At 59.7% G+C, this 25,502-nt stretch carries 22 protein-coding genes and 1 pseudogene; 21 read left to right on the top strand and 2 right to left on the bottom strand.

The genetic code is table 11. From position 1 onward, the window contains the following. Positions 1–43 precede the first annotated feature (43 nt). From FXN63_RS19810 to FXN63_RS19730, 17 genes are all read left to right on the top strand, one after another. Positions 44–505: a phage tail tube protein gene (locus tag FXN63_RS19810; RefSeq protein ID WP_148816879.1), complete on the top strand. Its 462-nt coding sequence runs from the start codon at positions 44–46 to the stop codon at positions 503–505. Between the two features lie 60 nt (positions 506–565). Beyond that, positions 566–823 carry a hypothetical protein gene (locus tag FXN63_RS19805; protein WP_148816878.1) on the top strand — a complete coding sequence of 86 codons (258 nt, stop codon included), beginning with the start codon at positions 566–568 and terminating at the stop codon, positions 821–823. A 68-nt stretch (positions 824–891) separates the two neighbouring features. Further along, positions 892–1,299, top strand: coding sequence for a hypothetical protein (locus FXN63_RS19800; protein WP_148816877.1), 408 nt, complete (start codon positions 892–894; stop codon positions 1,297–1,299). A gap of 80 nt (positions 1,300–1,379) precedes the next feature. After that, complete coding sequence (locus FXN63_RS19795) at positions 1,380–1,688, top strand: phage tail assembly chaperone (protein WP_148816876.1); 309 nt, start codon at positions 1,380–1,382, stop codon at positions 1,686–1,688. Between the two features lie 180 nt (positions 1,689–1,868). Beyond that, on the top strand, positions 1,869–7,616 hold the full coding sequence (locus tag FXN63_RS27295; RefSeq protein WP_148816875.1) for a tape measure protein: 5,748 nt from the start codon (positions 1,869–1,871) through the stop codon (positions 7,614–7,616). Continuing rightward, a complete protein-coding gene (locus tag FXN63_RS19785; RefSeq protein ID WP_148816874.1) occupies positions 7,613–9,079 on the top strand; it encodes a hypothetical protein in 1,467 nt (488 codons plus the stop codon). The genes FXN63_RS27295 and FXN63_RS19785 overlap by 4 nt, the downstream gene beginning before the upstream one ends. Next, positions 9,076–9,852, top strand: coding sequence for a pentapeptide repeat-containing protein (locus FXN63_RS19780; protein WP_148816873.1), 777 nt, complete (start codon positions 9,076–9,078; stop codon positions 9,850–9,852). The genes FXN63_RS19785 and FXN63_RS19780 overlap by 4 nt, the downstream gene beginning before the upstream one ends. Before the next feature lie 11 nt (positions 9,853–9,863). Further along, positions 9,864–10,133: a hypothetical protein gene (locus tag FXN63_RS19775; protein WP_148816872.1), complete on the top strand. Its 270-nt coding sequence runs from the start codon at positions 9,864–9,866 to the stop codon at positions 10,131–10,133. After that, positions 10,126–10,950, top strand: a complete 825-nt coding sequence (locus FXN63_RS19770) for a hypothetical protein (RefSeq protein WP_148816871.1) — start codon at positions 10,126–10,128, stop codon at positions 10,948–10,950. Before FXN63_RS19775 ends, FXN63_RS19770 begins: the two co-directional genes overlap by 8 nt. After that, positions 10,950–14,597: a pyocin knob domain-containing protein gene (locus tag FXN63_RS19765; protein WP_148816870.1), complete on the top strand. Its 3,648-nt coding sequence runs from the start codon at positions 10,950–10,952 to the stop codon at positions 14,595–14,597. The genes FXN63_RS19770 and FXN63_RS19765 overlap by 1 nt, the downstream gene beginning before the upstream one ends. After that, a complete protein-coding gene (locus FXN63_RS19760; RefSeq protein WP_148816869.1) occupies positions 14,594–14,968 on the top strand; it encodes a hypothetical protein in 375 nt (124 codons plus the stop codon). The genes FXN63_RS19765 and FXN63_RS19760 overlap by 4 nt, the downstream gene beginning before the upstream one ends. 207 nt (positions 14,969–15,175) lie before the next feature. Beyond that, complete coding sequence (locus tag FXN63_RS19755; RefSeq protein ID WP_148816868.1) at positions 15,176–15,661, top strand: glycoside hydrolase family 24 protein; 486 nt, start codon at positions 15,176–15,178, stop codon at positions 15,659–15,661. Continuing rightward, positions 15,662–16,069 (top strand): hypothetical protein, encoded by a 408-nt coding sequence (locus FXN63_RS19750; RefSeq protein WP_148816867.1) that lies wholly within the window; start codon positions 15,662–15,664, stop codon positions 16,067–16,069. Continuing rightward, positions 16,053–16,529 (top strand): hypothetical protein, encoded by a 477-nt coding sequence (locus tag FXN63_RS19745; protein ID WP_148816866.1) that lies wholly within the window; start codon positions 16,053–16,055, stop codon positions 16,527–16,529. Before FXN63_RS19750 ends, FXN63_RS19745 begins: the two co-directional genes overlap by 17 nt. Before the next feature lie 154 nt (positions 16,530–16,683). Then, entirely contained in the window at positions 16,684–17,055 is a 372-nt protein-coding gene (locus FXN63_RS19740) for a hypothetical protein (protein ID WP_148816865.1), read from the top strand. Beyond that, positions 17,021–17,308 carry a hypothetical protein gene (locus FXN63_RS19735; protein ID WP_148816864.1) on the top strand — a complete coding sequence of 96 codons (288 nt, stop codon included), beginning with the start codon at positions 17,021–17,023 and terminating at the stop codon, positions 17,306–17,308. The genes FXN63_RS19740 and FXN63_RS19735 overlap by 35 nt, the downstream gene beginning before the upstream one ends. A gap of 134 nt (positions 17,309–17,442) precedes the next feature. Further along, positions 17,443–18,765: an LLM class flavin-dependent oxidoreductase gene (locus FXN63_RS19730; protein ID WP_148816863.1), complete on the top strand. Its 1,323-nt coding sequence runs from the start codon at positions 17,443–17,445 to the stop codon at positions 18,763–18,765. Between the two features lie 27 nt (positions 18,766–18,792). Here FXN63_RS19730 and FXN63_RS19725 read toward each other — a convergent pair whose 3' ends face one another. Further along, positions 18,793–19,866 (bottom strand): DUF1176 domain-containing protein, encoded by a 1,074-nt coding sequence (locus tag FXN63_RS19725; protein WP_148816862.1) that lies wholly within the window; start codon positions 19,864–19,866, stop codon positions 18,793–18,795. Positions 19,867–20,097: 231 nt separating this feature from the next. On the opposite strand from FXN63_RS19725, the gene FXN63_RS19720 reads away from it, so the two are divergent. The 4 genes and pseudogenes from FXN63_RS19720 (at position 20,098) to FXN63_RS19705 (ending at position 24,550) form a co-directional block, all read left to right on the top strand. Next, complete coding sequence (locus FXN63_RS19720; RefSeq protein ID WP_187394956.1) at positions 20,098–20,529, top strand: response regulator; 432 nt, start codon at positions 20,098–20,100, stop codon at positions 20,527–20,529. 236 nt (positions 20,530–20,765) lie between these two features. Then, positions 20,766–21,809, top strand: coding sequence for an extracellular solute-binding protein (locus FXN63_RS19715; protein ID WP_148816860.1), 1,044 nt, complete (start codon positions 20,766–20,768; stop codon positions 21,807–21,809). Between the two features lie 105 nt (positions 21,810–21,914). After that, positions 21,915–23,573, top strand: a pseudogene (locus FXN63_RS19710) (ABC transporter permease); the annotation flags it as partial. A gap of 200 nt (positions 23,574–23,773) precedes the next feature. Then, on the top strand, positions 23,774–24,550 hold the full coding sequence (locus tag FXN63_RS19705) for an ABC transporter ATP-binding protein (protein ID WP_148816858.1): 777 nt from the start codon (positions 23,774–23,776) through the stop codon (positions 24,548–24,550). 143 nt (positions 24,551–24,693) lie between these two features. Here the strand turns inward: FXN63_RS19705 and FXN63_RS19700 are convergent, their stop codons facing one another. Next, a complete protein-coding gene (locus FXN63_RS19700; protein WP_148816857.1) occupies positions 24,694–25,422 on the bottom strand; it encodes a DcrB/PsbP domain-containing protein in 729 nt (242 codons plus the stop codon). Between the last annotated feature and the right edge of the window lie 80 nt (positions 25,423–25,502).

Genomic DNA, 25,502 nt, shown 5'->3' with positions numbered 1-25,502 from the left:
ATCCCGCCATCGAGTGGGTTTTTTTCGTTTCTGGAGTCAATACATGGCCAATCCCGTTCTGCTCGTTCAAGGCACCAAGCTCGATATCTCGACCGCCGCCGTCACCGACGTCAATGCCGTGGTAGCACCCGCCGGTTTCGCATCGCTCGACATCACCGCCAAATCGGTGCAATACCAAGGCGGCAGCGCCGACGAAATCGACGCAACTGTCCTGGCCTCCAGCGCCAAGGAATTCCGTCTGGGTCTGCGCGATGCCGGCACCATGACCGTGTCCGGCCACTGGGTCCAGGCTGACGAAGCGCAAGTCGTCATCAAAGCCGCTGCACAAGACAAGCAGACCCGCCTGATCCGCGTCACCTTCAGCGACGGCTCGACCTTCTCGGCCCTGGCCCTGGTCTCGCAACGCTCGTGGGACGCGCAGGTGTCCGGCGTCGTGTCCGCCACCTTCAACTTCCGCCTGACTGGCGACACCGTGGAAGTTGCGGCACCCGCCAACGGCGGCTGATCGCCCAGAGCGTCTTTCAGCCCGGCTTCGGCCGGGTTTTTTTCTTCAAGGAGCAGGCGTATGGCGCGCGTAGAAATCGCGGTCGGCGACAACGGCCGCGGACGGGTTCGTGTAGACGGCGTGGACCTGTCAGCCTCGGTGTCAGCGGTAGACACCGCGATCGTTGCCGACAGCGTATCCACCGTCAGCTTGACGCTGTCCCTCACTGCCCAGGATTTGTCCTTTGGCAACGCGCAGGTATCGATCAAGGGCACCTACTTGCCCGACTCGGTACAGCGCGCGCTGTACGACTACCTGGCACCGATTTACGGCGTTTGAGTTTTCCTCAAGCCCGACATTTTTCCTTTATCGCCGCATTGCGGTGTGACCCCACAGGACAAAAAAACATGACCCAGGCACAAGAAATCAGCATCGACAACTTCGACGAACGCGGCGCCAACGAACAAGGCGTCGAGATCGAATTGCTTACCGCAACCAACCTGCCCACCGGCATCCACCTGCGCGTGCTGGGCGAGCACTCCGAGAAAGTGTCCTCGCACACCTTCCGCACCATCAACACCCGCCGTCGCCAGGAACTGGCCAATGCCCGCAAAGGCAAAAACGCCGACGTGCGTCCGATCGAAGATGACGTCACCCTGACCATCGACAAAGCGGTCATCGCCACCATCGGCTGGCGCGGCCCGAAAGAACCCTTCGGTGAAGCCAACCTGCGCAAGCTGCTGACGCGCAACCCCAGCTTCGTCACGCAGATCCTGGAAGCCTCGGCCGACAGCGCCGCTTTTACGCAGGGCTGACCGATGCGCTAGTCGCATTTGCTGAAGCCGAGTTTGCGTTTACTCGGCCCGGCAAGGATGGTCAGCCTTCAAGAAAGAAGGTGCTGTTGGAAATCCATGCGCAGACCGGCGTGCTGGCCGATGAATTGGCCAGCGCCCCTGTGCCGCCTGAAGAGACGGCGTATCTATGGCGCTGGTTCTGCGAGATTGCCGCCGGACGGCAGTGTGGGATGGCACCGAATCCGTTGATGCACGGGGAAATCGATGTGTGGTTTCGTCAGCGGGGGATCAGGCCTGCGGAGTGGGAGTTGAAGGCGCTGCGCGAGGTGGATGGCGCGTGGTTGGTGAGTTTGGCGGATGACTCGGGAGGGAAGATCGGGTCTGCAATGGGGATGGGGGCGAGCGACTAACCGTTGGTCGCTTCGATGTTCCCATCTGATATTCGTACTGCATCGAGTTTCTCCCGACTCAAAGCGGGGATTTTTGATTGATGCTGCGGACATTCCTTAGCCGCAGATACTTCGTCGTCCTTGAAGGGACAAATTAATTTCTGCCCCGCCATCGAGCGGGGTTTATTTATTGGGTGCTCCATGGAAAAAACCGCTGATCTGAAGATCGATTCCGCGGCAGCTGTATCAGCCAAGGCCGATCTCGATGCGATGTCAGAGGCGGCTGAGCGGACTGAAGCGGCAGCTCAGCGGGTCGGTCAATCCTGGACGGACAACGTCTCGAGAATCGTTGCGGCTGTCGACATACTTGCTGCCCGGATGGATGCGTTGTCAGGCATCAATACAAAGGCGATGCAAACGGCCGCAGCCGTTGCCGACTCCGTTGCACGCTTGTCTGCTGCATACGAAGGAAACATGCAACGCGCTGCTGCAGTTCAAGCAGCCACCGAAAAGATGGCCAGTTCGATGGCTAAAGTTGGCGAGCAGGGCGGTGGCATCGCGCAAGGGCTCGATGGCCAAGCCGCAGCTGCGGCACGTGCAACCGAGGCACTGAACGGTTTGGGTGGTGCTTTGGTCAACTCGTTGGATATTGACAAGATCATTGCGTATTCCGATGCCTGGCAGGGTGTCGAGAATCGTCTTCGCTTGGTCGCCGAAGGAAGCGCTGGTCTGGCGCAAGTCACAGACTCGGTTTTCAGCACAGCCCAACGCACCAGCATGCAGTTGGAAACTGTTGCACAGCTCTACCAGCAGCTTGGGCTCCAAGCTAGCGCGCTGGGCCTGAGTCAGCGAGACGTGGCGATGGTTACCGATACCGCTGCGCAGGCGATTGCTGCATCGGGTGCAAGCGCTGCGGATGCTTCTGCGGCCATGGTGGGCTTTGGTGAGGCAATGTCCAGTGGGGGTATCGGCGCGGAGGCTTTCAATTCTCTGCTCAGCCAAGCGCCCAGCTTGCTTCAGGCACTGGCGACCGGCACGGGAGTCAGCCTGGAAGGCCTGAAGGCAATGGCCTCGCAGGGCGAGCTTACCGGGGATGTCATTGTTACGGCCCTGGCCAAGGCGCACGAAGCGGTGGGTGAACAGCTTGATGGCCGTGTGAAGACCGTCGGTCAAGCATTTACTGAACTGGAGAACGCGCTGACGCGGTTTGTTGGCACAGCAGGGGAGAACAGCGGCGTTGCGTCGGTATTGGCGGGCGGAATCAGTGCGCTGGCCGACAACATTGGCGCCGCCGCCTCAGCCGGAGCCACATTGGCAGCGTTGCCCCTGGCTGCCTGGCTGACGTCTGCGGGTGGAGCCACCAACGCCATTGTTACTGGCCTCGGACTGGCGTCCACCGCCGCTCGAGTGTTCCTGACAACGATTGGTCCCATTGGATGGACGGTGCTTGCTATTGGTGCGGCTACCACTGCCTGGGAGTTGTTCGGTAATAAGGCAACTGAAAGTGCCTCAGAGCAGGAGTCTGCAGCCAATCGCGCTGCTGCCGCGGCGCGTGCTGCGGCTGATGGGACGGTAACTGGCTTGGACCACCTCATCGCGACGTACGAAGATCTCGCCAAGAAGCGACGTGCGGCGCTAGGCTTGGACGATAACGAGCTTGATATTGCTCGTAAGAAATTCGAGACGGATTCGGCTCGAATTAAACAGTTGTCAATGGACTATGTGGCTGCGTTGGAAAAGGCTCGCGATCCAAATCTGGGTGCGTTAGAGCATAACAACGCTGTGGCGGATTTCGAACGCATTAAGAATGAACTTACGGCTGCGACTGCAGCTGTAGCCAAGTTGTACGAGTCCATTCAGAAGGCAGCGGCTCTGAGCCGTCAAAATTATATGGATGGGGGAACCTCCGCAGGTAAACTGGCCGACGCCCTTGCTGGAGAGGACAAGAAGTTTAAGCGGGAAACTGTCGGTTTGGTAATTGGAAGTGCTGAATATCTAAAGGTGGAGGAAAAATATAAAGAGAACGTGCAAGCAATAAACTCTCGATTTAAACCGCCTGTACCGATTTCTCCCCCTAAACCTCCTGGTACAAATCCTCCTGGCGGTACTCCTCCGTCCGTCGGTGCTGCGCCAAGCGATTTTCAGTCCTCCTACGAAAAAACTTCAAAAGAGGTAGACAAGCTTGCAAGGCGGGAGCAAGCGGATATAGCACGTCGTGAGGAAATGAACGAAGCTGCTTATCGCCGTGGAGCCAAAAGCGCGGAGGATTACTTCACCGAGCGCGCAAATCTGGCCACAGCAGCTGGTAAGGTGGCCGTTAAGGCAGCTGAGGACGAGAAGGCAGCTGTTGAAAAACTCATTTCAAGCGGAAAAGGCGGCGCGACACAGCAGCGTGTGTGGCAGGACAAGCTTACCGAGCTAAGTGAGAAAGTGACCGACGCGAAGTCGGCCATGAGCCTGAGTCAACAAAAAGTTGAGGACGCGCGTACCGATTACCTGCTGAAACCGCAGCAGGATGCAGTGAGTGCTGCACAGATGTCAGCACAGACTGCTGAGCAGCAGGCAGAGGCCTTGCGCACTCAGGTTGAACAGTACGGTAAGACCAAAGGGGCTGTTCTGGAACTGGTCGCGGCGAAGGCGGAAGAAGATGCCGCAAGTGCACGTAGCAGGTTGGAAACGGCCGTGGCCTCAGGTGCTCGGCAAGAAGAAATCGCGTTGATCGAAAAGCAAGTCGAAGCACTTAATCGCAGAGCTAAAGCAGCTGGCGAGGCCGTTGATAGCAATAAAGAGCTCGAAGCAAAAGTTGCAGATAACGAATTTACCCAAGAGGTAAAACGTAGAAACGAACAAATCGGTTCTTCTTTGACTGATGCCCTAATGCAGGGCTTTGAGAACAGCAAAGGGTTTGGCGAGAAATTCAAGAATACCCTTGTCAATATGTTCAAGACGATGGTGCTGCGGCCGATCATCCAACCGATCGCGCAGGGGGCTGCGAACTACCTGACGAACGCGCTGGGGTTCACCAGTGGGTCGGGCACCGGCACTACGGGCGGTCCGTCGTGGACGGACACTGTTAGTAATCTGTCATCGCTTTATCGCGGAGCGCAGGCGGCTGGCTGGCTTGGTGGCGGAGCTGCTACCAGTGGATTCATGGCAGGAGGATTGACCGGCGGAATCGCTAGCGGCGGTGTTGGCCTGACGGCAGGTGGCGGACTTGGGTTGACGGCTGGTGGTGGTCTTGGGCTTAGTGCTGGGGGGTTGACGGTAGGCGGTGGTGTTGGCGGTGGCCTCGCGGGTGGCGGATTGGCTGGCGGTGGTCTTGCAGGAACTGCTGGAACCGGTCTTGGATTGAGCGCTACAGGTAGTGGACTTGGCCTAAGTGCTACTGGAAGCGGGCTTGGTCTGTCGCTCGGTGGCGGAACGGTTGCCACCGGCGCGGCCACAACAGCAGCGACGACGGCTGCCACAACAGCAGCCACCACCGCGGCAACGACTGGCGGAACTCTGGCAGGAGCGATGAGCGCGATCGGCACGGCGATGCCGTATATCGGCGCGGCGATCGCTATTTACACGATGCTCAGCGGGTCGTTCAAAGGCGAAAATCGGAGCGGCGGCACATTCCAATGGGAGGCCGGACAAGCCCAGTTCCTGCACGGTCCATCTGGCGGTACGGCAGGTCAAGAAAGTGTCGTCAACGCTGCGATCTCGGCAACAGCGGGCGGTGTAAACGCCCTGCTGAAAGCCGCTGGTTCGGGCCTGAGCGTCACCAGCCTGATCGCTGGGTTCGAAGGCTCAGAGAAGGGGCGCGGCGGCGTGATGAGCGGGGTGACGCTCTCGGACGGCCGGCAACTGGGCGAGGACGGTAGCGGCAGTAACTATAAGGGCAGCTACTACAACAGTAAATTGCCCACTACGCTGACGACCGAGGCCGCTGCGGCGTTGCTGACAACGGATCTCAAACACCTGCAAATCGAGGTATTGCAGTCAGCAAACGACATCCCAAGCGCGCTGCGCAAATTGGTGGAGGGTGTCGACGCGGTTTCGTTAAATGATGAAGCCGCAACGTCATTGCTCGCAAAAATCGGGGCTCAGGTCGCAGGGGTCAATACCTTCAGTCAGTTCGTCGATTCATTTGATGGGCCATTCGAGAAGCTCAAAGGGCTGACTTATGACCTCAAGGCCAGCCTCATAGAAGTAGCAGGCGGCGTTGAGCCGCTCACCGCAAATCTAGGCAGCTACTACGAGAATTTCACGTCCGAAGCTGATCGAATGGGCAACAGCTTCGAGTCAATGAAGCAGGCTGTTGAAGGCGTTGGCCAAGTAATGCCCACCACGGAGGCGGGCTTCAAATCATTGGTTGATGGCTTGATCGACAGCTTGAGCGAGACTGATGTAGAAGGCCAAAAAGCACTGGCAACGCTGTTGGGCATAAACGGAACCTTCAAGTCTTGGTCTGACTATACCGTCGCCACTGCCGAAGCCACTGCTACCAAACAAAAGCAGTTGGCAGATCAGCAGAAAGCTGACGTTGTGACTGCGTTTGAGACACAGCTGGCTGCCGTGCAAAAGGCAACGCAACGCGCAAGCGCTTTGCTGTCTTCACGCAATGCTGTCGGATCGACGATGGATTCGATCGACAAGGCGCTGGATGGTGACGCGGCGTTCGGTGCCAAACGTGAGCAAGAGCTTTGGGCCGCGATGCAAACTGCGTCTCTAGAGCAGCAAGTGTCATTGTCAGGCGAACTTGCCAACTTGGTACTGGCACGCTTCCAAACCGAGAAGACCAATCTCGAATCATTGCTCGAGTTAGGAAAGAGTCTGCGCAAGTATGTGGAAGATCTGAAGAACAGTGATCTTTCTCCTCTTACGCTGGGCGAGAAGCTTGCGGAGGCGGCCAAGCAGTACCGCGATACGTTGGGCAAGGCACAAGGGGGCGACGTTAAAGCCCTGGAAGAGTTGCAAGGTAGGGCGCAGACCTATCTACAGCTTCAGCGTGAGTACAGCGCATCAGGGACCGACTACACCGCAGTGTTCGGTAGTGTGACCGGAGCGTTGGACGGTCTGGGTTCATCTACTCAGAAAGATGCCCAACAGCAACTTGATGTGGGCGGCGCATCTTTAGCGCAGTTGCAGGAGCTTCGGGGCGTTGCCGCTGACGCATACGCTGTGTTGGATCGTCAGTATCAGCACGCGGTAACTACCGCGCAGTCTGAGCTGGCAGCCCTTGAGGCGCTTGCGCTGAAAGCCGGGCGGCTTGACGACGTGACGTCACTTCTTGCTGGTCTGCCGGCGGACCTTGCTGCAGCCCTTCAGTCGCAACTGGCAACGCCTAGCAATGTTGGAGGCTGGTACCAGGAGACGCTCAACCGAACTGCAGATGCCGGCGGCCTGAAATTCTGGTCAGACGCTTCTGAAAATATGGGGGTAGACAGCGCCAAGTCGAGCTTCCAGCAAGTTGCGCAGAACGAGCTGTGGTTGAACTCGATATATCAGTCTGTATTCGGTCGTACTGCCGATGCCGGTGGGCGTGACTTCTGGTTGACGGCCCTAGGTAACGGCATGAGTAAGGCTGAGATCGAAGCAGAAATTCGCCAGGCTGAGATTGATGGTTCTCATGCACATGGACTTGGCTACGTGCCGTTCGATGGTTATGTCGCAGAGCTTCATCAAGGCGAACGCGTACTGACCGCTGCGGAAAGCCAGATGTATTCGGCCACGGCGATCAGCACTTCCCGTAACGAAAACAATGCGGAGTTGGTGGCGGAGGTGCGCGCGTTGCGCGCCGATGTCGTGGGCTTGCAGTCGGCGTTGGTTAAGGCAACGGGCGATGGTGCCAATGCCGTCGCGTCAACTGTTGCAGCTGGCGCTGAACACGTGGCGGGTAGTGTCGGCCAGGCGGTTAGTCGTGGTGCCTACGCCGCATTAGAACGAAAGGTGGAACTGGTATGACAGACGCAGAGTTTCTTGTCTGGCTCGATGAGCCATCAGCAATCCGGGTGGTGTTGGCCGAGGTCGGTGTGTTCAGCAAAGGAGTGGAAACTACGCGCTTTTTGGCTGATCGTCACTACACCACGTCGACGACAGACACCCCGGCCAACCTGGCGTACCTCGGCATCATCCGTGGCGGGATCTCATTTGATGAATCGCTGCCGCTGGATGGTCAGACGTCTCTGTCGACGGGCAACATCGAGATCGACAACGCCAGCGGTGAACGTGACGATTGGCTCGCCGATGTTTGGCACAACCGTTCCATCGAAGTTTTCATTGGTGATGTGCGCTGGCCACGCAGTGCTTTCCGGCGGATCTTCGCTGGAACCGTGGCTGACATCGGTAGCCGAGATGCTGGCGTGTTGAACCTGTCGCTGCGCGACAAGTTGCAGCGATTGAACACGCCGGTCAGCGAGATGGTGATTGGTGGCACAGGTACCAACAAGGATGCCTTGCAACCGCTGGTGTTCGGTGAGTGTTTTAACGTCAGCCCTGTCTTGGTAGGGACCAATCATGAGTATCTGTTTCATGCTGGTCCTGCCGAGAGTGTGATCGAAGTCCGTGACAACGGCGTGCCGGTATTGCGTACCGACAAGTTGTCTACCGGTCGATTCACGCTTAACCAGTCCCCTGCGGGCCAAATTACAGCCAGCGTGCAAGGGGATAACGTTGGCGGTTACCGCAATACGGTGGCGGGCATCGTGCAACGGCTTGCGACGGCCTATGGCACGGTCGAAGACCGGTTCACGACCAACGACCTGGACCCTGTAAACCTGAGTGCTTTCGACACGTTGCACCCTCAACCGGTGGGGCTTTACCTGCCCGATCGCGCAAATGTGTTGGCGTGTTGTCAGCAATTGGCGAGCAGCGTGGGAGCGCAAGTGGCGATGTCTCGAAACGGGCGTTTGCGCTTGCTCAAACTTGCGCTGCCTGCTTCGGGGGCTGCTCGTGTGATCACGGCGGCTGACATGGTGGCGGGGAGTTTCAAGCCCGCCAGGCGGACTACGGTCATTGCTGGCGTTCGACTGGGATATGCACGCAACTGGACCTTGCAGCAGTCACTCCAAACGGGCATTCCGGCGGCGCATCGGACGTTGTACGAGCAAGAGTATTTGGAGCGAACTGCGAACGATGCCGCGGTCGCCGTCACGTATCGCTTGCACGGTGAACCGACCCGCGTCGACACCTTGCTGCTTACGGAGGCGGATGCGCAGGCCGAGGCCGCGCGTGAGCTTGCATTGTGGTCCGTGCCGCGCAGTGTTTACACCTTTACTGGGTTCGCGTCGCTGCTGCTGCTTGAACTTGGACAAGCGCTCACCATCGTGCATCCGCGATATGGGATGGATGCTGGGGTGACGGGGCAAGTGATCGGGTTGAGTACCGATTGGTCGACGCGCCGCGTTGGTGTGGAGGTGTTGGTATGAGCACGATTATCAATGCTCGCGACAAGATTCTGCAGGCGGCAACCGTGCGTACCGAGCCGGTCACGTTGCCACCCACCGTCGTTGTGCCACCAGGTCAGATCGGTGCCGGTTCGCTGCCTGAAGCAGTCAAGGGGGCGGGCGGCAACACGCTCGTCCATCAAGGGAACTTTCAGGCCCAGACCGTCATTGCTAATCAGATCGACAGCCGCGGCCTGACGATCAGAGACGAGGCGGGGACCATTGTATTTTCGGCCGGTCAGAGGCTTTCAGCAGCGCGTGTTCAGGGCCTAGGAGACCTCGCGTTGCAGAGTTCTATCGACTTGGCGACACAGGTTTCCGGGCGCCTGGACGCTTCTACGAAGGTCACCAACCTTGGCAGCCTCGCTTTTGCAAGCACGGTCGCCGCGAATCAGATTGTTAGCGGCTCTTTTATCGGTAAGACGTTTTCAGGTGGGCACTTCAGCGGCACTTCTTTCGAAGGCGGCACTTTCACTGGGACGACTTTTAATGGCGGGACCTTCAACGGAGTCCGCTTAACTGGCGATGTTGTGAATGCCACCAATATTGCCGCGTCTGGCTATATCGAAGCCGCCCGCCTGATTGCTCGGACTTCTGTCGACGCTTGGGATCTCGCCTGCAACGGCACTTTCTCGCTTAACACTCGACCCGCTGGCGCGTTTGGGAAAGATATTGTCCTTCGGGGGGATAACCTTCGTGGCTCGATCAATATCGACGGTGTCGACAAATCTTTCACCATGACTATTAGCTATTAAGGACCATAACTATGCAACGCCAAACCATACTCGCTGGGCTTCAGATATCTATTCCCAATAGCCTGCAGGGCGGCGGTCAACCCTTTAATGTGTTGATGACATCCGTGCAGTTAATGACCGATGCGGCCGGGCAGCAAATTGGCTATCCGATTCAGCAGCAAATGCCTGCCATTGCCGCAGACCTCACACCGGACGTGCTATCGGCATTTAACGAACAACTCCTTTACCTGGGTGTTTCACTGGTGCCGATTATTCCTGAACAGGAATCTTTTGATGCCTAATCTACGTCTGGTTCATGATAACGCTGCCGACCGCGCCGTAATTACCGCAAGTTCTACTGCGGGGGCATCCATCGCAGTCCATATGCAGACTGATATCAAAGGTTCTGTGCACAGGGCATCTGGCAGTGCCGTGACATATACGTTGATGTGGCCCAACCTTGAAAGTGTTGGTGCTATTTCATTGCCTGCGACCAACTTGTCGCCCATGGCAACTATCCGCGCTCGACTTTACGACGCAGATACAGCTGGCGAATTGCTGGTTGACACCGGACTCGTTTATGCATGCCCGGGCGCGCTGCTGGAACTTTGGGACTGGACCGAACCGCTTAATGCAAACGCATTTGCATATGGCGGCGCAAGCAAGACGGCAGTGTGGTTTGAACATGTAGCTGCTCGTCGTGTGGAGATTGAACTGTCTGATCCTGAAAACCCCGCTGGTTATATCGACTGCGCACGCATTGTGGCAGGGGCTTACTGGGAACCCGAGCATAACGCCTCATACGGTTTGGCAGTCAACATCGCCGACATGAGTACGTCCGATCGTGCGGATTCTGGTGACCTTCGTACCGATCGTGGTCCGCAGTACGACGAAATGGAGCTCGATCTGGAATGGCTTGATGCGCGAGACCGCGCACGTGTCATGCAGATCATGCGTGGCACGAGCGGTGGTCGCAAGGTATTCGTCAGCGTATTTCCCGGGGACACCGATGCGCTGCTCGAACAAGACCACATGATCTACGGAGGGCTCGCTGCCGGCGGCGTTATCGCCGCACGCACGCTTTCCTACTCCAAGAAAATTTCTATTCAGGGGTGGTAATGGGACGTTTTTCTACAGGTATGCGCGGGCCTGATGCTATACGGAAGCTTAATGAGCTGGACGAAGCTGCGCAGAGTGCAATCAGCGGTGCAGTGGATGCGGTCCGCCAAGCAGAAGATGCTCGGGATGCAACACTCGTTTATCGCAACGATGCGGAGCAGGCGCGCGCAACTGCGGTAGCAGCCGGTATCAATGCAACCGAAAAAGCCGTGCAGGTCGAGCTTACCCGCCAAGCGGTTGAAGACACTGCAGCCGAGGCGTCTGAGGCCAGGACTCTCGCGCAGGCTGCAGCCGGCTCGACAGCGGCAGACCGCGTGGCTGTCGCCCAGATCGTGGCTAATGGAACTGCGGCACTATCCGAGCAGATCGACGATGGCGCTGCAGACTTGGCGGGTCAAATCTCAGCTGGCGTCCAGGCCGTGAATACCGAGCTATCGTCTGCGCTCAGCAGCATCGGCTTGGAGGTTTCCAAGGCCCAGGCTAGCGCAGCAGCCACGCAGGCAGACCGCCTTGCTGCTACCACGGCCAAAGATGCAGCTGCGGCCTCCGCGGTCGATGCCGCGACAGCGGCAAGCGTCGCCGCGACAAAGGCGCAAGAGGCGAGCGCGTCCAGCGAATCATCCTCTCTGGATGCTGCGGCCACGGCAGCCGATCGCATCGCAGCGGCGGCGTCTAAAGTGGATGCAGCAACGGCAGCAGATGTCGCTACGGGGAAAGCCAATGAAACAGCAGTGAATGCCGCTATCGTTGCCGCCGACCGTGTCGCTACGGCAGAGAATGCGGAAGAAGTCAGAGAGTCAACGCAGGTTGTCGCGGGTGACCGGGCTGTGGTGTTGACGGCTAAAGACGAGGCTATTCAAGGGGCTTCGGAGGCGCTTGTCGCGGCCAACAGAGCCGAGGTAAATGCGCAGTCTGCCGCAACGATTCTGGCAAGCGTCGAGGCATACGGTAATGGCTGGACGCCGACCGTGGCGTTGGCCATCGACGGCAATCGACGCGTCCTGCGTATTACCTCGTGGGCCGGGGGGCGCGGCACGCCTCCTGCAACTGGCTACCTGGCAGAAACTGGGGTGGTGTCCGATCCAGCCATGGCGATCAACGTTCGCGGTGCGCCGGGCGCAGACGGCCAAGGCACGGGTACGGTTAAAAGCGTGAACAACGTTCTGGACGTCGAGGGCAATGTTTCGCTTGGCATCGACGATATCCCCGGCCTGCAAGAGGCACTATCCGCTGCTGGTCAAGTAAAAACCGTCGCTGGGGTCGCGCCTGGCGAAAATGGTGATGTGCCGCTCGGTCCTGACAACGTTGGCGCAGACCCAGCGGGTACCGCTGCTACTGAGGTCGAGGCCTTGAGCGAAACTCTGGCACCCGTCGCTTTTACCGGCAGCTACGACGACATGGGAGAGGGCGGCAGCGTCACCGCGGACTCGGTCAAGACTAACGGCGCGCTTATTGTGAATGGCGCGGCAGGCGCAGAGAGGTTGGTAGCGCTGACGACGGGTAACAGCTCGCGCTGGCGTGTCGGTATGACGGCCACACCCGAGGCGGGCGCGAACTCGGGCAGCAACCTCGCCATCACCCGCTTTTCGGATACCGGCGTATATCTTGGCCAGGCTCTGTACATCGATCGCGCCACAGGAAGCGTTGCGATCGCGGCAGCGCTGAACCTCGACAGCGGAATGCTAGTCCTTAACCCACGTACCAACGGGGCCGCGAATATCGAGCTGGGCGCAACCCGCGGTCTGGCCACCACCCCGTACATCGATTGGCACTCAGGGGCTAGCACCGTCGACTACGATTTCCGCATGATTGCCAGCGGCGGGAACGGGTCGAATGGCGGCGGAAATGTGGCGATGATCGGGGCGCTCCTCGATATGCGTAACGTCGGCAATGTAGCGGTACAGACCGCCGATCCTGGCGACGTTGGCTTTCGTATCGCAAACACGCAGTACGTGCGCCGCCTCACCAAAAATCAAGGGGTGGTGGCCCTGACGGGCGACGTGACGCTCACTCAGGCGCAGACCGAGTGCTCCAGCCTTACGTTCACCGGTGCTCTCACGGCCAGCGTCGTTGTAACCTTGCCCGCAGCCCAGGGGAATTGGTCGATTTTTAACGCAACCACGGGCGGATTTAGCGTCGCTGTCAAAAGCGCCAGCGCTGGATCCATCGTTATCCCAGCGCAGGGTCGTCGTCTGGTGTGGTGTGACGGCGCGGGCGTCTTTCTCCAAGACGACTTTGCGCTGAAGGCCATTGGCAATCTGACAACTCTCACAACGACCGACAAGACCGATATCGTCAAGGCGCTCAACGAAGTGAACGCGAAGCCCTCTGGCGGGGGCGGGCGCACACCTCTGGCGTCTGGCTTCACCTTTGGTTCGGTCGTAACGGCGGGTACCTATTCGGGACAAACGGCCGCCGTGGACGCTCCGGAGAGCAGGGGTTCTGGCTTTTACCTTATTGACGTCGTCCGCGAGTACAGCGGGAGTCCTGCGATTGGCGATATCGTTGCTCAGCAAGTGTCATCGATGGCGGGCGGCCTTTGGATTCGGACTGGTTATCCCACTTACCCGGATAGCGCCGGAACATGGAATGCTTGGCAGGGCCAGAGTCAATCGCAAGTGACGGCGCAGACGCCCTACGTCACAGATCTCAACTCTGCGACGAACCCGGGTGTGTACTCGAACAGCGTTGCAGCGGCAAATGCTCCGGTTTCATCTGCGGGGCTTTTTATCCGAGTGTCGCTTCGCGGCAGCGACATTTTGCAAGAGGTCTATAACTCCAACACAGGAATGGGGTGGACCCGCAGCCGCACCACCGGCAACTGGACACTTTGGGAGCCGCTAACCTCACGCGTGACTCCCGCAGCGGCTGTTCTGGGCAGCGACCACGGCGCGACGCTTGTGTTCGCCCCTGGTGCGATGAGTGCTATGGGTTCCTCAGAAGCTCACCCGAATGGGTGGTGGTGCGACGTACAGATCGACGTATCCGGTACAGGTGCGGCGATATTCGCCGCGCCGACCGGAAAACCCTTTCTGACTCAATCGGGGAGCGCGACAACGCTTCGTCTATATCCTGGCGAAAAAGTCCGTTTTTATGCGACCGGCACGAACATCAAGGTCCTCGGTCTGGCCGCAGTAATCAAGCTAGGAGACGTCTCCAACATCGGCAATGTGGCGTCTGTGGCTTTTACCACCGGCTTTGACGACCCGGAGTTGACGCGCCTCGAGGTGCACTTCGACGGGCTGTACGGATCAAGCGCGAGCGCGACTCCGTGTATGACGTTCAGGAATAGCTCGGGTGACGTAACAACCTCCATCTACAGTTTCGCCAGAGAAAGTTATCAGGGTGGCCGGCTGGACAACTCCACCGTAAATACCTCGATGTTTCAAATCTCTCCTGGCGTCACTACAACGGACGGGACACGCTGGATCAGCGGCCGTATCGCGGTCACATTGAATGCTGGTGGGCAGGCCGCATTCACGGCGCAGGGTATTGTGAACAACAGTGCGGGGGCGACTCCCGGCCCCTACTCCGCGGCAGGCATAGCGGCGCTGGCCTTGGCAGATATTCGAGGGCTCACCCTAAAAATGTCCTCGGGCAATCTTGGCAATCTTTCCCGCGTCGTCACCTATGGATATCGCAAATGACTCTTAAGCACATAATCGATGGGGTGTTGCTGGACATGGCACCCGAAGAAGATGTCGCACACCGCGCTGCCCAGGCCGCAGTGGCCCCTACGTTCGACAACCGCGTGAAGGCCCTTACCAATTTCGTTCAGGGGCATCTTGATGCCGCTGCGCAAGTCCGCCGATACGACGACATCAAGACCGCCATCACCTACGCCGACGAGCCGGCCGTGCCACTGTTTCAGGCCGAGGGCCAGGCGTTTCGCAAGTGGCGTAGTCTGGTTTGGGCCAAGTGCTACTGGTATCTGGGCGAGGTACAGGCTGGTCGTGCCCTGGAGCCGACCGAAGCCGCACTGATCGCAATCCTTCCTGCGCTGGAGTTACCCACGTGAATCGTCTTGCGTTGACCTTCAGGTGTGCTGCCATACGTGCCGTATTCGGCTGTATTGATCGTTGCCAGGCTGTTGACATGGCTGCTGGCGCCGCTTTTCGCATTGACCAGATGGTGGCTACGCACGTGAACCCAGTTCGACGTCCCAAAAAAGCTCCACTAACTTCCGGAACCGCCACATGGCGGTTTTTTTTCGCTCGGAGATTCCATGCCGCGCGTCACGTCCGTTGAAGCAGGCGGCCCCAACCTCCTCCCCTTCCTCGACACACTCGCCTTCTCCGAAGGCACCTCCAACTCCCCCACAACCCGCGATGACGGCTACGACCAGATCGTTGGCCGCACTCGCTTCACCAGCTACGCATCCCACCCCCGAGTATTGGTCGACCTGCCGCGTCTGGGCATCAAGTCCACCGCAGCAGGTCGCTACCAACTCTTGGCCAGGTATTGGGACGCCTACAGCAAGCAGTTGAACCTGAAAGACTTTTCCCCCATCAACCAGGACCGCATCGCTCTCCAGCAGATCAAGGAGCGGCGGGCGGTCGACGACATCCTCGCGGGTCGTTTCACTTTGGCAATCAGCAAGTGCCGGAATATCTGGGCCAGTCTTCCTGGCGCCGGATATGGCCAGTATGAGCACAGCATTGCCACTTTGCAGGGCTTTTACCTGCGTGCCGGAGGAACCATGGAGATGTAGATGCAAACACCGGATGACTGGCAGGCGCTTGGTGCGGCGGGGGGCGTGTTGGGTGGGATTGCCACTGCTATCGCCAGCGCCGTCTGGGCATTTCGTAAGGTTTGGCGTAACGACCGTGTGGCGGACGCGGAAGCGGCCGGGGCGGTCGGTTCTTTCGATCAGCTTTACAAGCTGCTCGATGATAAGGATGACACGATCAAGGATCTCAGGGATGCGCTGAAGACGGCGAACCAACGGGCCGATGATGCGTTCAAGGAACGCAATGAGGCGGTGAAGGAGCAGGGGGCGCAGCAGGTTCGGGTCGAGACGCTGACCGACCAGGTGCGTTTGCTGCAGGACCGCGTTCGTGCGCTGGAGGCGCAGATCGCTCAACTTATGGATGTGCTCAAGCATGCCCAACATTCTTGATTGGCTGCATGGGCATGGCGATCGGTTTCGTCGCGTTGCGCATGTGGTCGAGGGCTTTTTGCTGTTGGTGTTGATCGCTGGCGGTGGCGGGCTGGCCGGGTATTCGGCTGCGTTGAGAGCGGATGATGTGCTCGCGTTGCAGCGTGCGGACCATCAGGCGGAGATCGGTCGTCTGCAAGCGACGACCGATGCCTTGCTCAATAGCAAGGAGGATCAATTGGCGTGGATGTCGGTGCGGCTGGAGGAACTGACGGCGTCTGCGAATACGGCTGCGCGAACCTCGGAGTCGGCGGCCAAGACCTCGGTGCGTGCGTCGCGCCAGGCCGCGGCTGCGGCACAGGTGGCGGGGGCGACGGCGGCGGCGGTGTCGTCACGGCCGAATGTGCCGGAGTCGGCGCGCGAGGCGCTCAATGCGGCAATCGAGCGGACCAATCGTGCGATTGCGGAGGGGCAACCATGAGGGCCGCTTTTTTATCTTTTCTGTTGGCGGGGTGCGCGGCGAATGTGCCGTGTCCGCCCTTGCCGGAACTCGGTGCGGGTGATGATCCCGTTGCGTATGCCGAGATACTGGCCACGCTGTATGCGCGTTGTGCGGGGGCAGGGGAGTGACGCTCTTGTCCAAGCTCATTCTGGTGGTGAGCCTGCTGATGTTGGCCTTGTGCGTGTGGCTTGCCGGACAGCGCAATGAAGCGCGCCAGCAGCGTGACGATGCCCTGCGCGAGCTTGCTGTCGTAAACGTCGATCGCGTGACGCTTCAGGGCAATGTGGCGACCTTGCAATCCAGCATCGACGCGCAGAACCACGCGCTTGAACAATGGCAGGCCGAGGCGCACTTGCGCCAGCAAAAAGCTGCCGATGCCTTGTCGGTGGCGCAGCGTGCGACACGAGAATTGCTGGAACGCAATCGCGTGCTGCACACCATTATCCAGACCACCCGCCCGGAGACTTGCGATGCGACCTTTGATGCTGCTCGTGCTGGTCTGTAGCGTGGGATGTACGGCCGTGCCCACGCCGCCAGAAGCGGTTGTTCGCACAGTAGAGGTGAAGATCCCTGTGCCCGTGCCGTGCATCGCAGCCATGCCGCTACGGCCGACTGTCGATACGCTTGCCGACATCCTTGCGCTGCGAAACGCCGACGCCGCGCTTGCGCTGATGACGCAGCACAATGTGCTGTTGGCCTATGTTGGCGAACTTGAGGCAGTGCTTGCGGGGTGCTTGCCGGCCCACGTCATGTCGTAGTTCTTCTGCAAACCCCCTTCTGCAAATCCCCTTCCCCGACAAGCCTTTCCCCCGTCTGTCCATTTTGATCTTGTAAGGTTGCATGCATCGTCGCCGCGCTTGGCGCTAATCGACTGCCGCTTTCAAGGATCAATATGGAATCAGCACGCCAATTGCACCTGGGTGCCTTCATGCGCCCGGTGGCCATCCACACCGGTGCCTGGCGCTTTCCCGGTGCCTACCCAGACGCCAACTTCAACTTCCAGCACCTGCGAGACTTCGCGCGCAAGCTCGAAGCCGCAAAGTTCGACGCATTTTTCATGGCAGACCATCTGGCGGTGTTGGACATGCCGGTCAATGCCTTGAAGCGTAGTCATACGGTGACTTCTTTCGAGCCCTTTACGTTGTTGTCGGCGCTGGCGGGTGCTACCGAGCGCATTGGTCTGGTGGCGACGGCGTCCACCACCTTCGATGAGCCGTATCACATCGCCCGGCGTTTTGCGTCTTTGGACCACATCAGTGGGGGCAGGGCGGGCTGGAATATCGTGACCACGGCGAATCCGGATGCGGCGCTGAATTTTGGCTACGAGAGCCAGATGGATCACGATGCACGTTATGTGCGCGCGCGGGAGTTCTATGACGTGGTGACGGGGCTGTGGGACAGCTTCGCGGACGACGCGTTTGTGCGTGATGTCGATCAGGGCGTGTACTTTGATCCGTCGCGCATGCATGTGCTGAATCACAAGGGGCCGAACCTGTCGGTGCGCGGGCCGCTGAATATTGCGCGACCGGTGCAGGGTTGGCCAGTGATCGTGCAGGCGGGGGCGTCTGAGCCGGGACGTCAGCTGGCGGCGGAAACTGCCGAGGTGATCTTCGGGGCGGAGGCGTCGCTGGACGGGGCCAAGCGGTTCTATGCGGATATCAAGCAGCGCATGCGTACGGTCGGTCGTGACCCGGCTGCGCTGAAGATATTGCCGGCATTGCTGGTGGTGGTGGGCGATAGCGTGGAAGAGGCCCAGGCCAAGCGCGCGCAGCTGGACAGCCTGGTGCATTACGACAGCGGGATTGGGTCGTTGAACAGTGCGCTGGGTTATGACGTGTCGGGTTTCGATCCAGACGGTCCGTTGCCGGAGATCCCGGAAACCAATGCCAGCAAGAGCCAGCGCGAGCGCATGTTGAACTTGGCGCGCGAGGGCAATCTGACGATCCGCCAGTTGGCGCAGAAGGCGGGGAGTTATTCCGGTCTGGCCTTTGTGGGTACGCCCAAGTCAATTGCCGATGACATGGAGCGTTGGCTGTTGGAAGAAGGCTCGGACGGCTTCAACGTGATGTTCCCGTGGCTGCCGGGTGGCCTGGATGATGTCGTGGGCCGGGTAGTGCCCGAGCTTCAGCGACGGGGTCTGTTCCGTCGCGAATATTCAGGCACGACCTTGCGCGATCATCTTGGGCTTGCACGGCCCGCCAACCAGTTCTTCTGATCAGACAAGGACAAAGGCGCACCCTTCCTAATCCTTGCTTGCCTTGCTGCGATACAGCGCTGGCCAGTCCCAGGGCCGGCCTGCGCATATGCGCTGCTCGTGAAACTCGGCCATCACGAAGGCGTCGCCGTCGAAGCGCCACTTTGCCCAGTATCCGCAGTCGGCAACGCCCCGGCCTTTGGCTCCCACGGTCAAGGTGCCGGTGTCGAGATCCCATTCTGGCTGCGACAACACTTTCTCGAAGCGCTTGTCGATGCCTGCCATCACGGGCAGTACCAGGCCTTGTACTTCCTGCGGTTTGTCGCGGTTGACGCGATAGGACAGGTACTGGCTTTGATACGCACCGCGCCGGCATTCCAGGAACACCAGCACTTCTTTGGCGCTCAAGGATTTCGCTTCGTCGTTAGGCTTTTGCAGGTCCTGTTCGCATTCGCTTGCAATGGCAGCGCTGCGCGCTGTGCGAACGGTGGCGAGGAAACCCTGCGGGATAGCCGTGGCAACTGTCGTGCGAACGGGCAGATAGGGCAGGGGGACGCTTCGTGCGACGCGGTTTTCGGATAGAGGTCCGGTACGGACCAATGCACCAGGGGTGTCCAGCCGACCCTGCAATTCATCCATCGACAAGAGCACGGCCTTCAGCCCGATCAAGGAGATGGTCGCGTTCTGTGCAGATGCGCCCAGCGATAACTTGTTGGCTTCAATCATTGCCGCCAACGCGCGTTTTGCGTTGTCGCGCGACAGACTAAGCTGGGTTTCGCTCAGGTCGCGTCGGCCCCCGATGTGCCAGGGCAGGGTCTGCAGCACGCTTGGCTTGTCATCGACGCGCAGCAAGTCTGGGTGCAGCTCGCCCAACGCGTCGATCACCAGATTGATGGGGGTATTCGGGCCTGCTTCCCGCTCGATTCGCATGGTGGCGTGGTTGCCTTCCACCAAGCCCTTGGCTTCGCAGTACCGGGTGTTGTCGCAGACCAGCGTCCAGTCTTTGATGGGGCGATACACCGAGCTTGGCGGCTGGCTCAACGGCGTGGCGGCCGTGCCCGCACCCGCCATCACAAGCAGCGTGGCTCCGGTCAACCGTCGGCACCAGGAAATGAGAAACATGGGTCGTGTTTCCGAGCAAAAGCGCAATTTTACGTAAGTGCTGCTGTCACGTGTTCGACCTGGAAAGTGCGTATAAATGTAAGCGTCATCAGTTATGATCGGGGCGGAAAAACGGCCGACCCCATGTATGGACCATGCATGGAAGCCCCTGAAGACAGGGGTCTTGGCGGTGGCGCTTCAAGAGGCTGTGCATTCACGGCAAACCAGATTTATTCACGTGCAGGCACCGCAATGCGCATTTTGATCGTAGAAGACGACCCCGCCCACGCCTATCAGGCAGTGGCCACGCTGGAAGCCGAAGGACACGAGGTCTTTGGCCCGGCACTGAACTCGGACGAGGCTTTCCAGTGGGCATCCAGCGAGAATCTGGAGCTTGCCCTGGTCGCCGTGGAGTTCGGTGGACAGCGTGCCGGGATCGAGCTTGCGCGCCAGTTGCATGGCCGTCATGGTCTGCCCGCCGTCTTCGTAAGCACCGCCGATGGCGTTGCACCTGAGCATCAAGACGCCGCATTGGGCCTGCTGCGCAAGCCTTTCGAGCCGGCCGATCTGGTTGATAGCGTGCTGGTTGCGCAATGCCTGCTGAACGGGGGATGGCCGCCCCCGCCACCGGTGCCTCGCCCCATGGAAATTTTCCATCGCGCGGGCATGTGGGACCAGGTCTGATCGGTTCTTCAGCGGCGTGGTGCCATGTTCCACGCCAGCCGAACTGATTTCAGGGCAAACCCTGATGGCTTCAGAATTTTGTAAGTAGTTTGCCAATTGCGGCGAAAAGTGACGTAGAGTGGGCGCGCCTGGATGATCGTGATGTGAATCATTCCCATCCTGCACTGATCTTCGACGGGTGCCTTGTGCTTTTGCATCGTGCACCGCGCCACTGTCCTTTTCTCTTCGGACTCGCAATGACTCTTCGCAAACCCACGCTTTCCCTGCTCCGCATCGTCACCCTTTCCGCATTGGCCGGTATCGGCAGCCAGGCGCTGGCGGCAGATGCAGTGAATCTGTATACGACCCGTGAAGCCAAGCTGATTCAGCCTTTGCTCGACGCGTTCACGCGTGAAAGCGGCATCAAGGTCAATACGGTCTTCGTGAAAGACGGTTTGCTGGAGCGCGTCAAGGCAGAAGGCAACAAGTCGCCTGCCGACATCTTGATGACGGTTGACATCGGCAACATGATCGACCTGGTCGAAGGCGGCGTGACGCAGCCTTTGAAGTCGGCCGAGCTGGAAAAGGTGATCCCGGCCAATCTGCGTGCCGCCGATGGCCAGTGGTTCGCGCTGTCGCTGCGTGATCGTGTGTTGTACGCCGACAAGAGCCTGAAGATCACCAGCTTCACCTATGAAGAACTGGCGGATTCCAAGTGGCGCGGCAAGCTGTGCATTCGCGCAGGCCAGCATCCTTACAATACCGGCCTGATCGCGGCCAAGATCGCACACGACGGCGTCGAAGCGACCGAAACCTGGTTGCGCGCAGTCAAGACCAATCTGGCACGCAAGGCCACGGGCGGTGACCGTGATGTGGCGCGTGACATCCTGGGTGGCATCTGCGATATCGGCATCGCCAACGCTTATTACGCTGGTCAGATGAAGAGCGCTGCTGCCGGTACTGACGCGCGCAAGTGGGGCGATGCGATCCAGGTGATCCGTCCGACCTTCGCCAATCCCAAGAATTCGGGTACGCACGTGAACGTCAGCGGTGCATCGCTGGCGAAGTTTGCACCCAACAAGGCTGGCGCAACGAAGCTGCTTGAATACCTGGTGTCGCCGCAGGCGCAGGCCATGTACGCAGGCGCGAACTATGAATACCCGGTGCGTCGTGGCGTGAAGCTCGACCCGATCGTGGAAAGCTTCGGCAAGATGAACGTCGACGCCTTGGCCTTGACCGAGATCGCCAAGCACCGCAAGCAGGCCAGCCAACTGGTCGACAAGGTCGGTTTCGACAACTGATCACGTGTCACGCGCGCCCCGCAAGGCTTTCTTGCGGGCGTCGTGAGCAATTGATTGTCCCTCGGGGCGGCTACATGCCGCCCCGCTCGTTTTTCTTGGCACTAGATGGGTTTACGCAATTTCCTGTTTCCGATCCGGCATGCGCCGGTGGGCAAAATCTGGTTGATCGGTGCTGCGTTGATCGCATTGATCGTGCTTGCGCCGGTGTTCTCGCTGATCGTTCACGCAACCGGTGCAGACCTTGCGCACTGGACGCACCTGCTGGACTACGTCCTGCCGAACTCGGCCAAGAACACCTTGCTGCTGCTGGGGGGCGTGGGCGTACTGGTGGTCTGTCTGGGCACTGGTAGTGCATGGCTGGTGACTGCCTTTGATTTTCCCGGGCGGCGGACGGTTGCGTGGGCCTTGCTGTTGCCGCTGGCCGTGCCCAGCTACATCATTGCCTTTGCCTATCTGGATCTGCTGCACCCGATCGGACCGATTCAAACGCTGATCCGCGATCTGCTGGGCTATGACAGCCCTCGCCAGTTCCGTCTGCCAGACCTGCGATCGCTGCCCGGTGCGATCTTCGTGCTTGGCTTTGTGCTGTATCCCTATGTCTATCTGAGCACCCGCGTGATGTTCTCCACGCAGGCCGCAAATCTGCTGGAAGCCGGGCGGACCTTGGGTGCCGGTCGTATTGAAGTGTTCTTCCGCGTGGCATTGCCGCTGGCGCGGCCAGCCATTGCGGTGGGTACCAGCCTGGCCTTGCTGGAAGCCTTGAACGATGTTGGGGCCTCGGAATTCCTGGGCGTACAGACGCTGACGGTATCGGTCTACACCACCTGGGTAACCCGGTCCGACCTGGCGGGGGCTGCGCAGATTGCCTTGTCGATGCTGATTCTGGCGGTGGGGTTGATCTTGCTTGAACGGCATGGCCGCAAGCGTCAGCGTTACGCCAATACCCAGCGCATGCGGCCGATGAGCCCGCGCCGCTTGCGTGGCGCAGCCGCTGGCATTGCCTTGTTGCTCGGCAGCTTGCCGGTAGTAATCGGCTTTGTGTTGCCCGCCGCTTATCTGGTGGTGGAAACGGTCAAGCGCCTGAACCTGGTGGGTGAGATTTCCGCGCAGTTGACCGCGAGTGCACTCAATACCCTGGCGCTTGCCGGCACTGCCACGGTGGTGACCGTGGCTGCCGGCTTGATCGTGGCGTGGTCGGCGCGTTCGGTACGTGAAGGTGGTGGTTTCACGCCGCGTAGCCTGGCGCGGGTGGCCAGCCTGGGTTATGTGATTCCCGGCACTGTGTTGGCGATCGGGCTGCTTGCGCCCTTTGCGTGGTTCGACAAGGCCTTGGGGGCAGCCATCGAGACCTTCTTCGGCGTGTCGACTGGCTTGATTCTGATGGGCTCGATGGCTGGCCTGGTGTGCGCATACTGCGTGCGTTTCCTGGCAATTTCCGTCGGCGGCATCGAATCCGGCCTGACACGCATTCCAGTGTCGCTGGAGCAAGCGTCGCGCCTGCTGGGCGAAACGGGCACCGGCACCTTGTGGCGCGTGCATGCGCCCTTGCTGCGTCCGGCATTGGCCGCCAGTGCGTTGCTGGTGTTTGTCGATGCAATGAAGGAACTGCCGGCCGTGCTGCTGCTGCGCCCGGTCAACTTCGACACGCTGGCGACCATGCTATATGCCGAGGCGGCTCGGGGTACCTACGAAGAGGGCGCGTTGGCGGCATTGGGGATTGTGGTGGCGGGACTGCTGCCGGTCATTTTGCTGGCGCGTACCGACTGGCAGGCCACGCGAAAATTCTCCAATCCTGTGGTGTCATCAACTGTGCCGTCAACCGTGCCGTCCGCTGTTCAGGCCTTTGCTCCGCAGCCAACCACGCCTGCCGGGCAAGCCACCGCTGCTGTCGCTGATGCGCCTGGCAATGTTTCCGCCCAGTCCGCCGATCATCCTACTGACAACCCCGCTGTAACGAGAACGCCATGACCGCAACGCTATCGATCCAGAGCCTGGGCCTGGCCTACGACACGCCGACCGGCCGACGCACCGTGGTCGACGATCTTTCCTTGTCGCTGGGTACGGGCGATATTGGTTGCCTGCTGGGTGCGTCGGGTTGTGGCAAGACGACGGTGCTGCGTGCCATCGCCGGTTTCGAGCCGGTGCGCCAGGGCAGTATTGCGTTGGACGACACGCTGCTGTCCTCCGCTTCGGAGCACCTGGCGCCGGAACGTCGCCGGGTAGGCATGATGTTTCAGGACTACGCCCTGTTCCCGCACCTGACCGTGGCCGGCAATGTGGGCTTCGGTCTGCGCCGGCAGGCGTCTGGCGCACGCGCACAGCGCGTAACGGAAATGCTGGAACTGGTTGGCCTGGCGGCATCGGCCGACAACTATCCGCATGAGCTGTCTGGTGGCCAGCAACAGCGCGTGGCGCTGGCTCGTGCGCTGGCCCCGGCCCCCGACCTGCTGTTGCTTGACGAGCCGTTCTCAAACCTGGATATCGATACCCGCGAGCGTCTGGCTTTCGAGGTACGCGACATCCTGAAGCAGACCGGCCATACCGCATTGCTGGTCACCCACAATCAGGCAGAGGCCTTTGCCATTGCCGATCGGATCGGCGTGATGCATGCGGGCCGGCTGGCGCAATGGGACACGCCCTACAACGTGCACCATCACCCGGCAAGTGCGTTGGTGGCCGAGTTCATTCGCCCGGAAGGTTTGATGGAGCAGCGCGCTCAGGTGTTCCAGCGCGGCAGATAAGCGCTGGCCGGTGATGTGAAAAGCCGGTGCGGACAGCAATGATGAACGACGGTGAGGACTTTGAAGCAAGGCGTCGATAAACCGTTTTCACGCGCGGTTTTCACAAACGGCCAGCGCGTTTACCTTCGTGAAGAGCTGCCGACCTATCTGGTAGCGCGCATGGCCTGCAACACATTGGCTACCAAGGCTTCATGACTGCGGCCATCGTCGGCGCGCGAAATGATCCGCACCACCGCCTGGGTGGTGCCCGACGCTGCCAACAAACTGGTGCTGAGCGTGCGGACCTGACCGAAGGTCGAAATGCCTTCGGTCTGACGAATCCCGATGCCTTTTATACGCAGCGCCTTGTCGCCGATGATTTCGTAATCGGGCAGGGATTTCTGCATTTGCGCGATGTAATCGGCCCGCGCGCGTTCCAGAAATACGTGGTCGTCATCTTTGACGCGTACACCACTTGGCGTACGCCATTCCGCTGCGATGATCAGTTGCTTGTGCGTCGGGTCGCCGTAGACGGTTCCCTTGACGTCAGCATTGCCCATGCGTGCACCGGGCGGCAATTGGGAGCCAACAAACCCGGCCGGCAGGCGGAATCCTATTTTGCCTTTCAGCAGTGAGGCGCGCTCGACCACAGGCTTGGGCGCGGGCGCAGTGGCCACAGAAGGTGCTTGCGGTGCCGATTCGGCGGCGGGCGGCACGCTGCGTGTGATCTTGCCTGTGACGGTATCGCCGGACAGCACGGTTTGTTCAGTGCGGGACGCATTTGCGCTTGCATACGCGGGCAAGAGCACGAGTCCGGACGTCAGCGCCAGCCGCAGCGCGATTTTTGTCATGGCAATGCTGAACGTGATCGACCTCAAGGTACGCGAAGACATGCGCCGCCGGCAGAGTGGGTGGGAAGGTCCATGCTAGCAAACTGCTGCGTGGACCGGGAGCAGTCAGCGACCCACGGCGC

It is taken from the genome of Pigmentiphaga aceris, from assembly GCF_008119665.1.
Classification (GTDB): Bacteria; Pseudomonadota; Gammaproteobacteria; order Burkholderiales; family Burkholderiaceae_B; genus Pigmentiphaga; species Pigmentiphaga aceris.
This window is presented reverse-complemented; position numbering and strand designations above follow the sequence as displayed.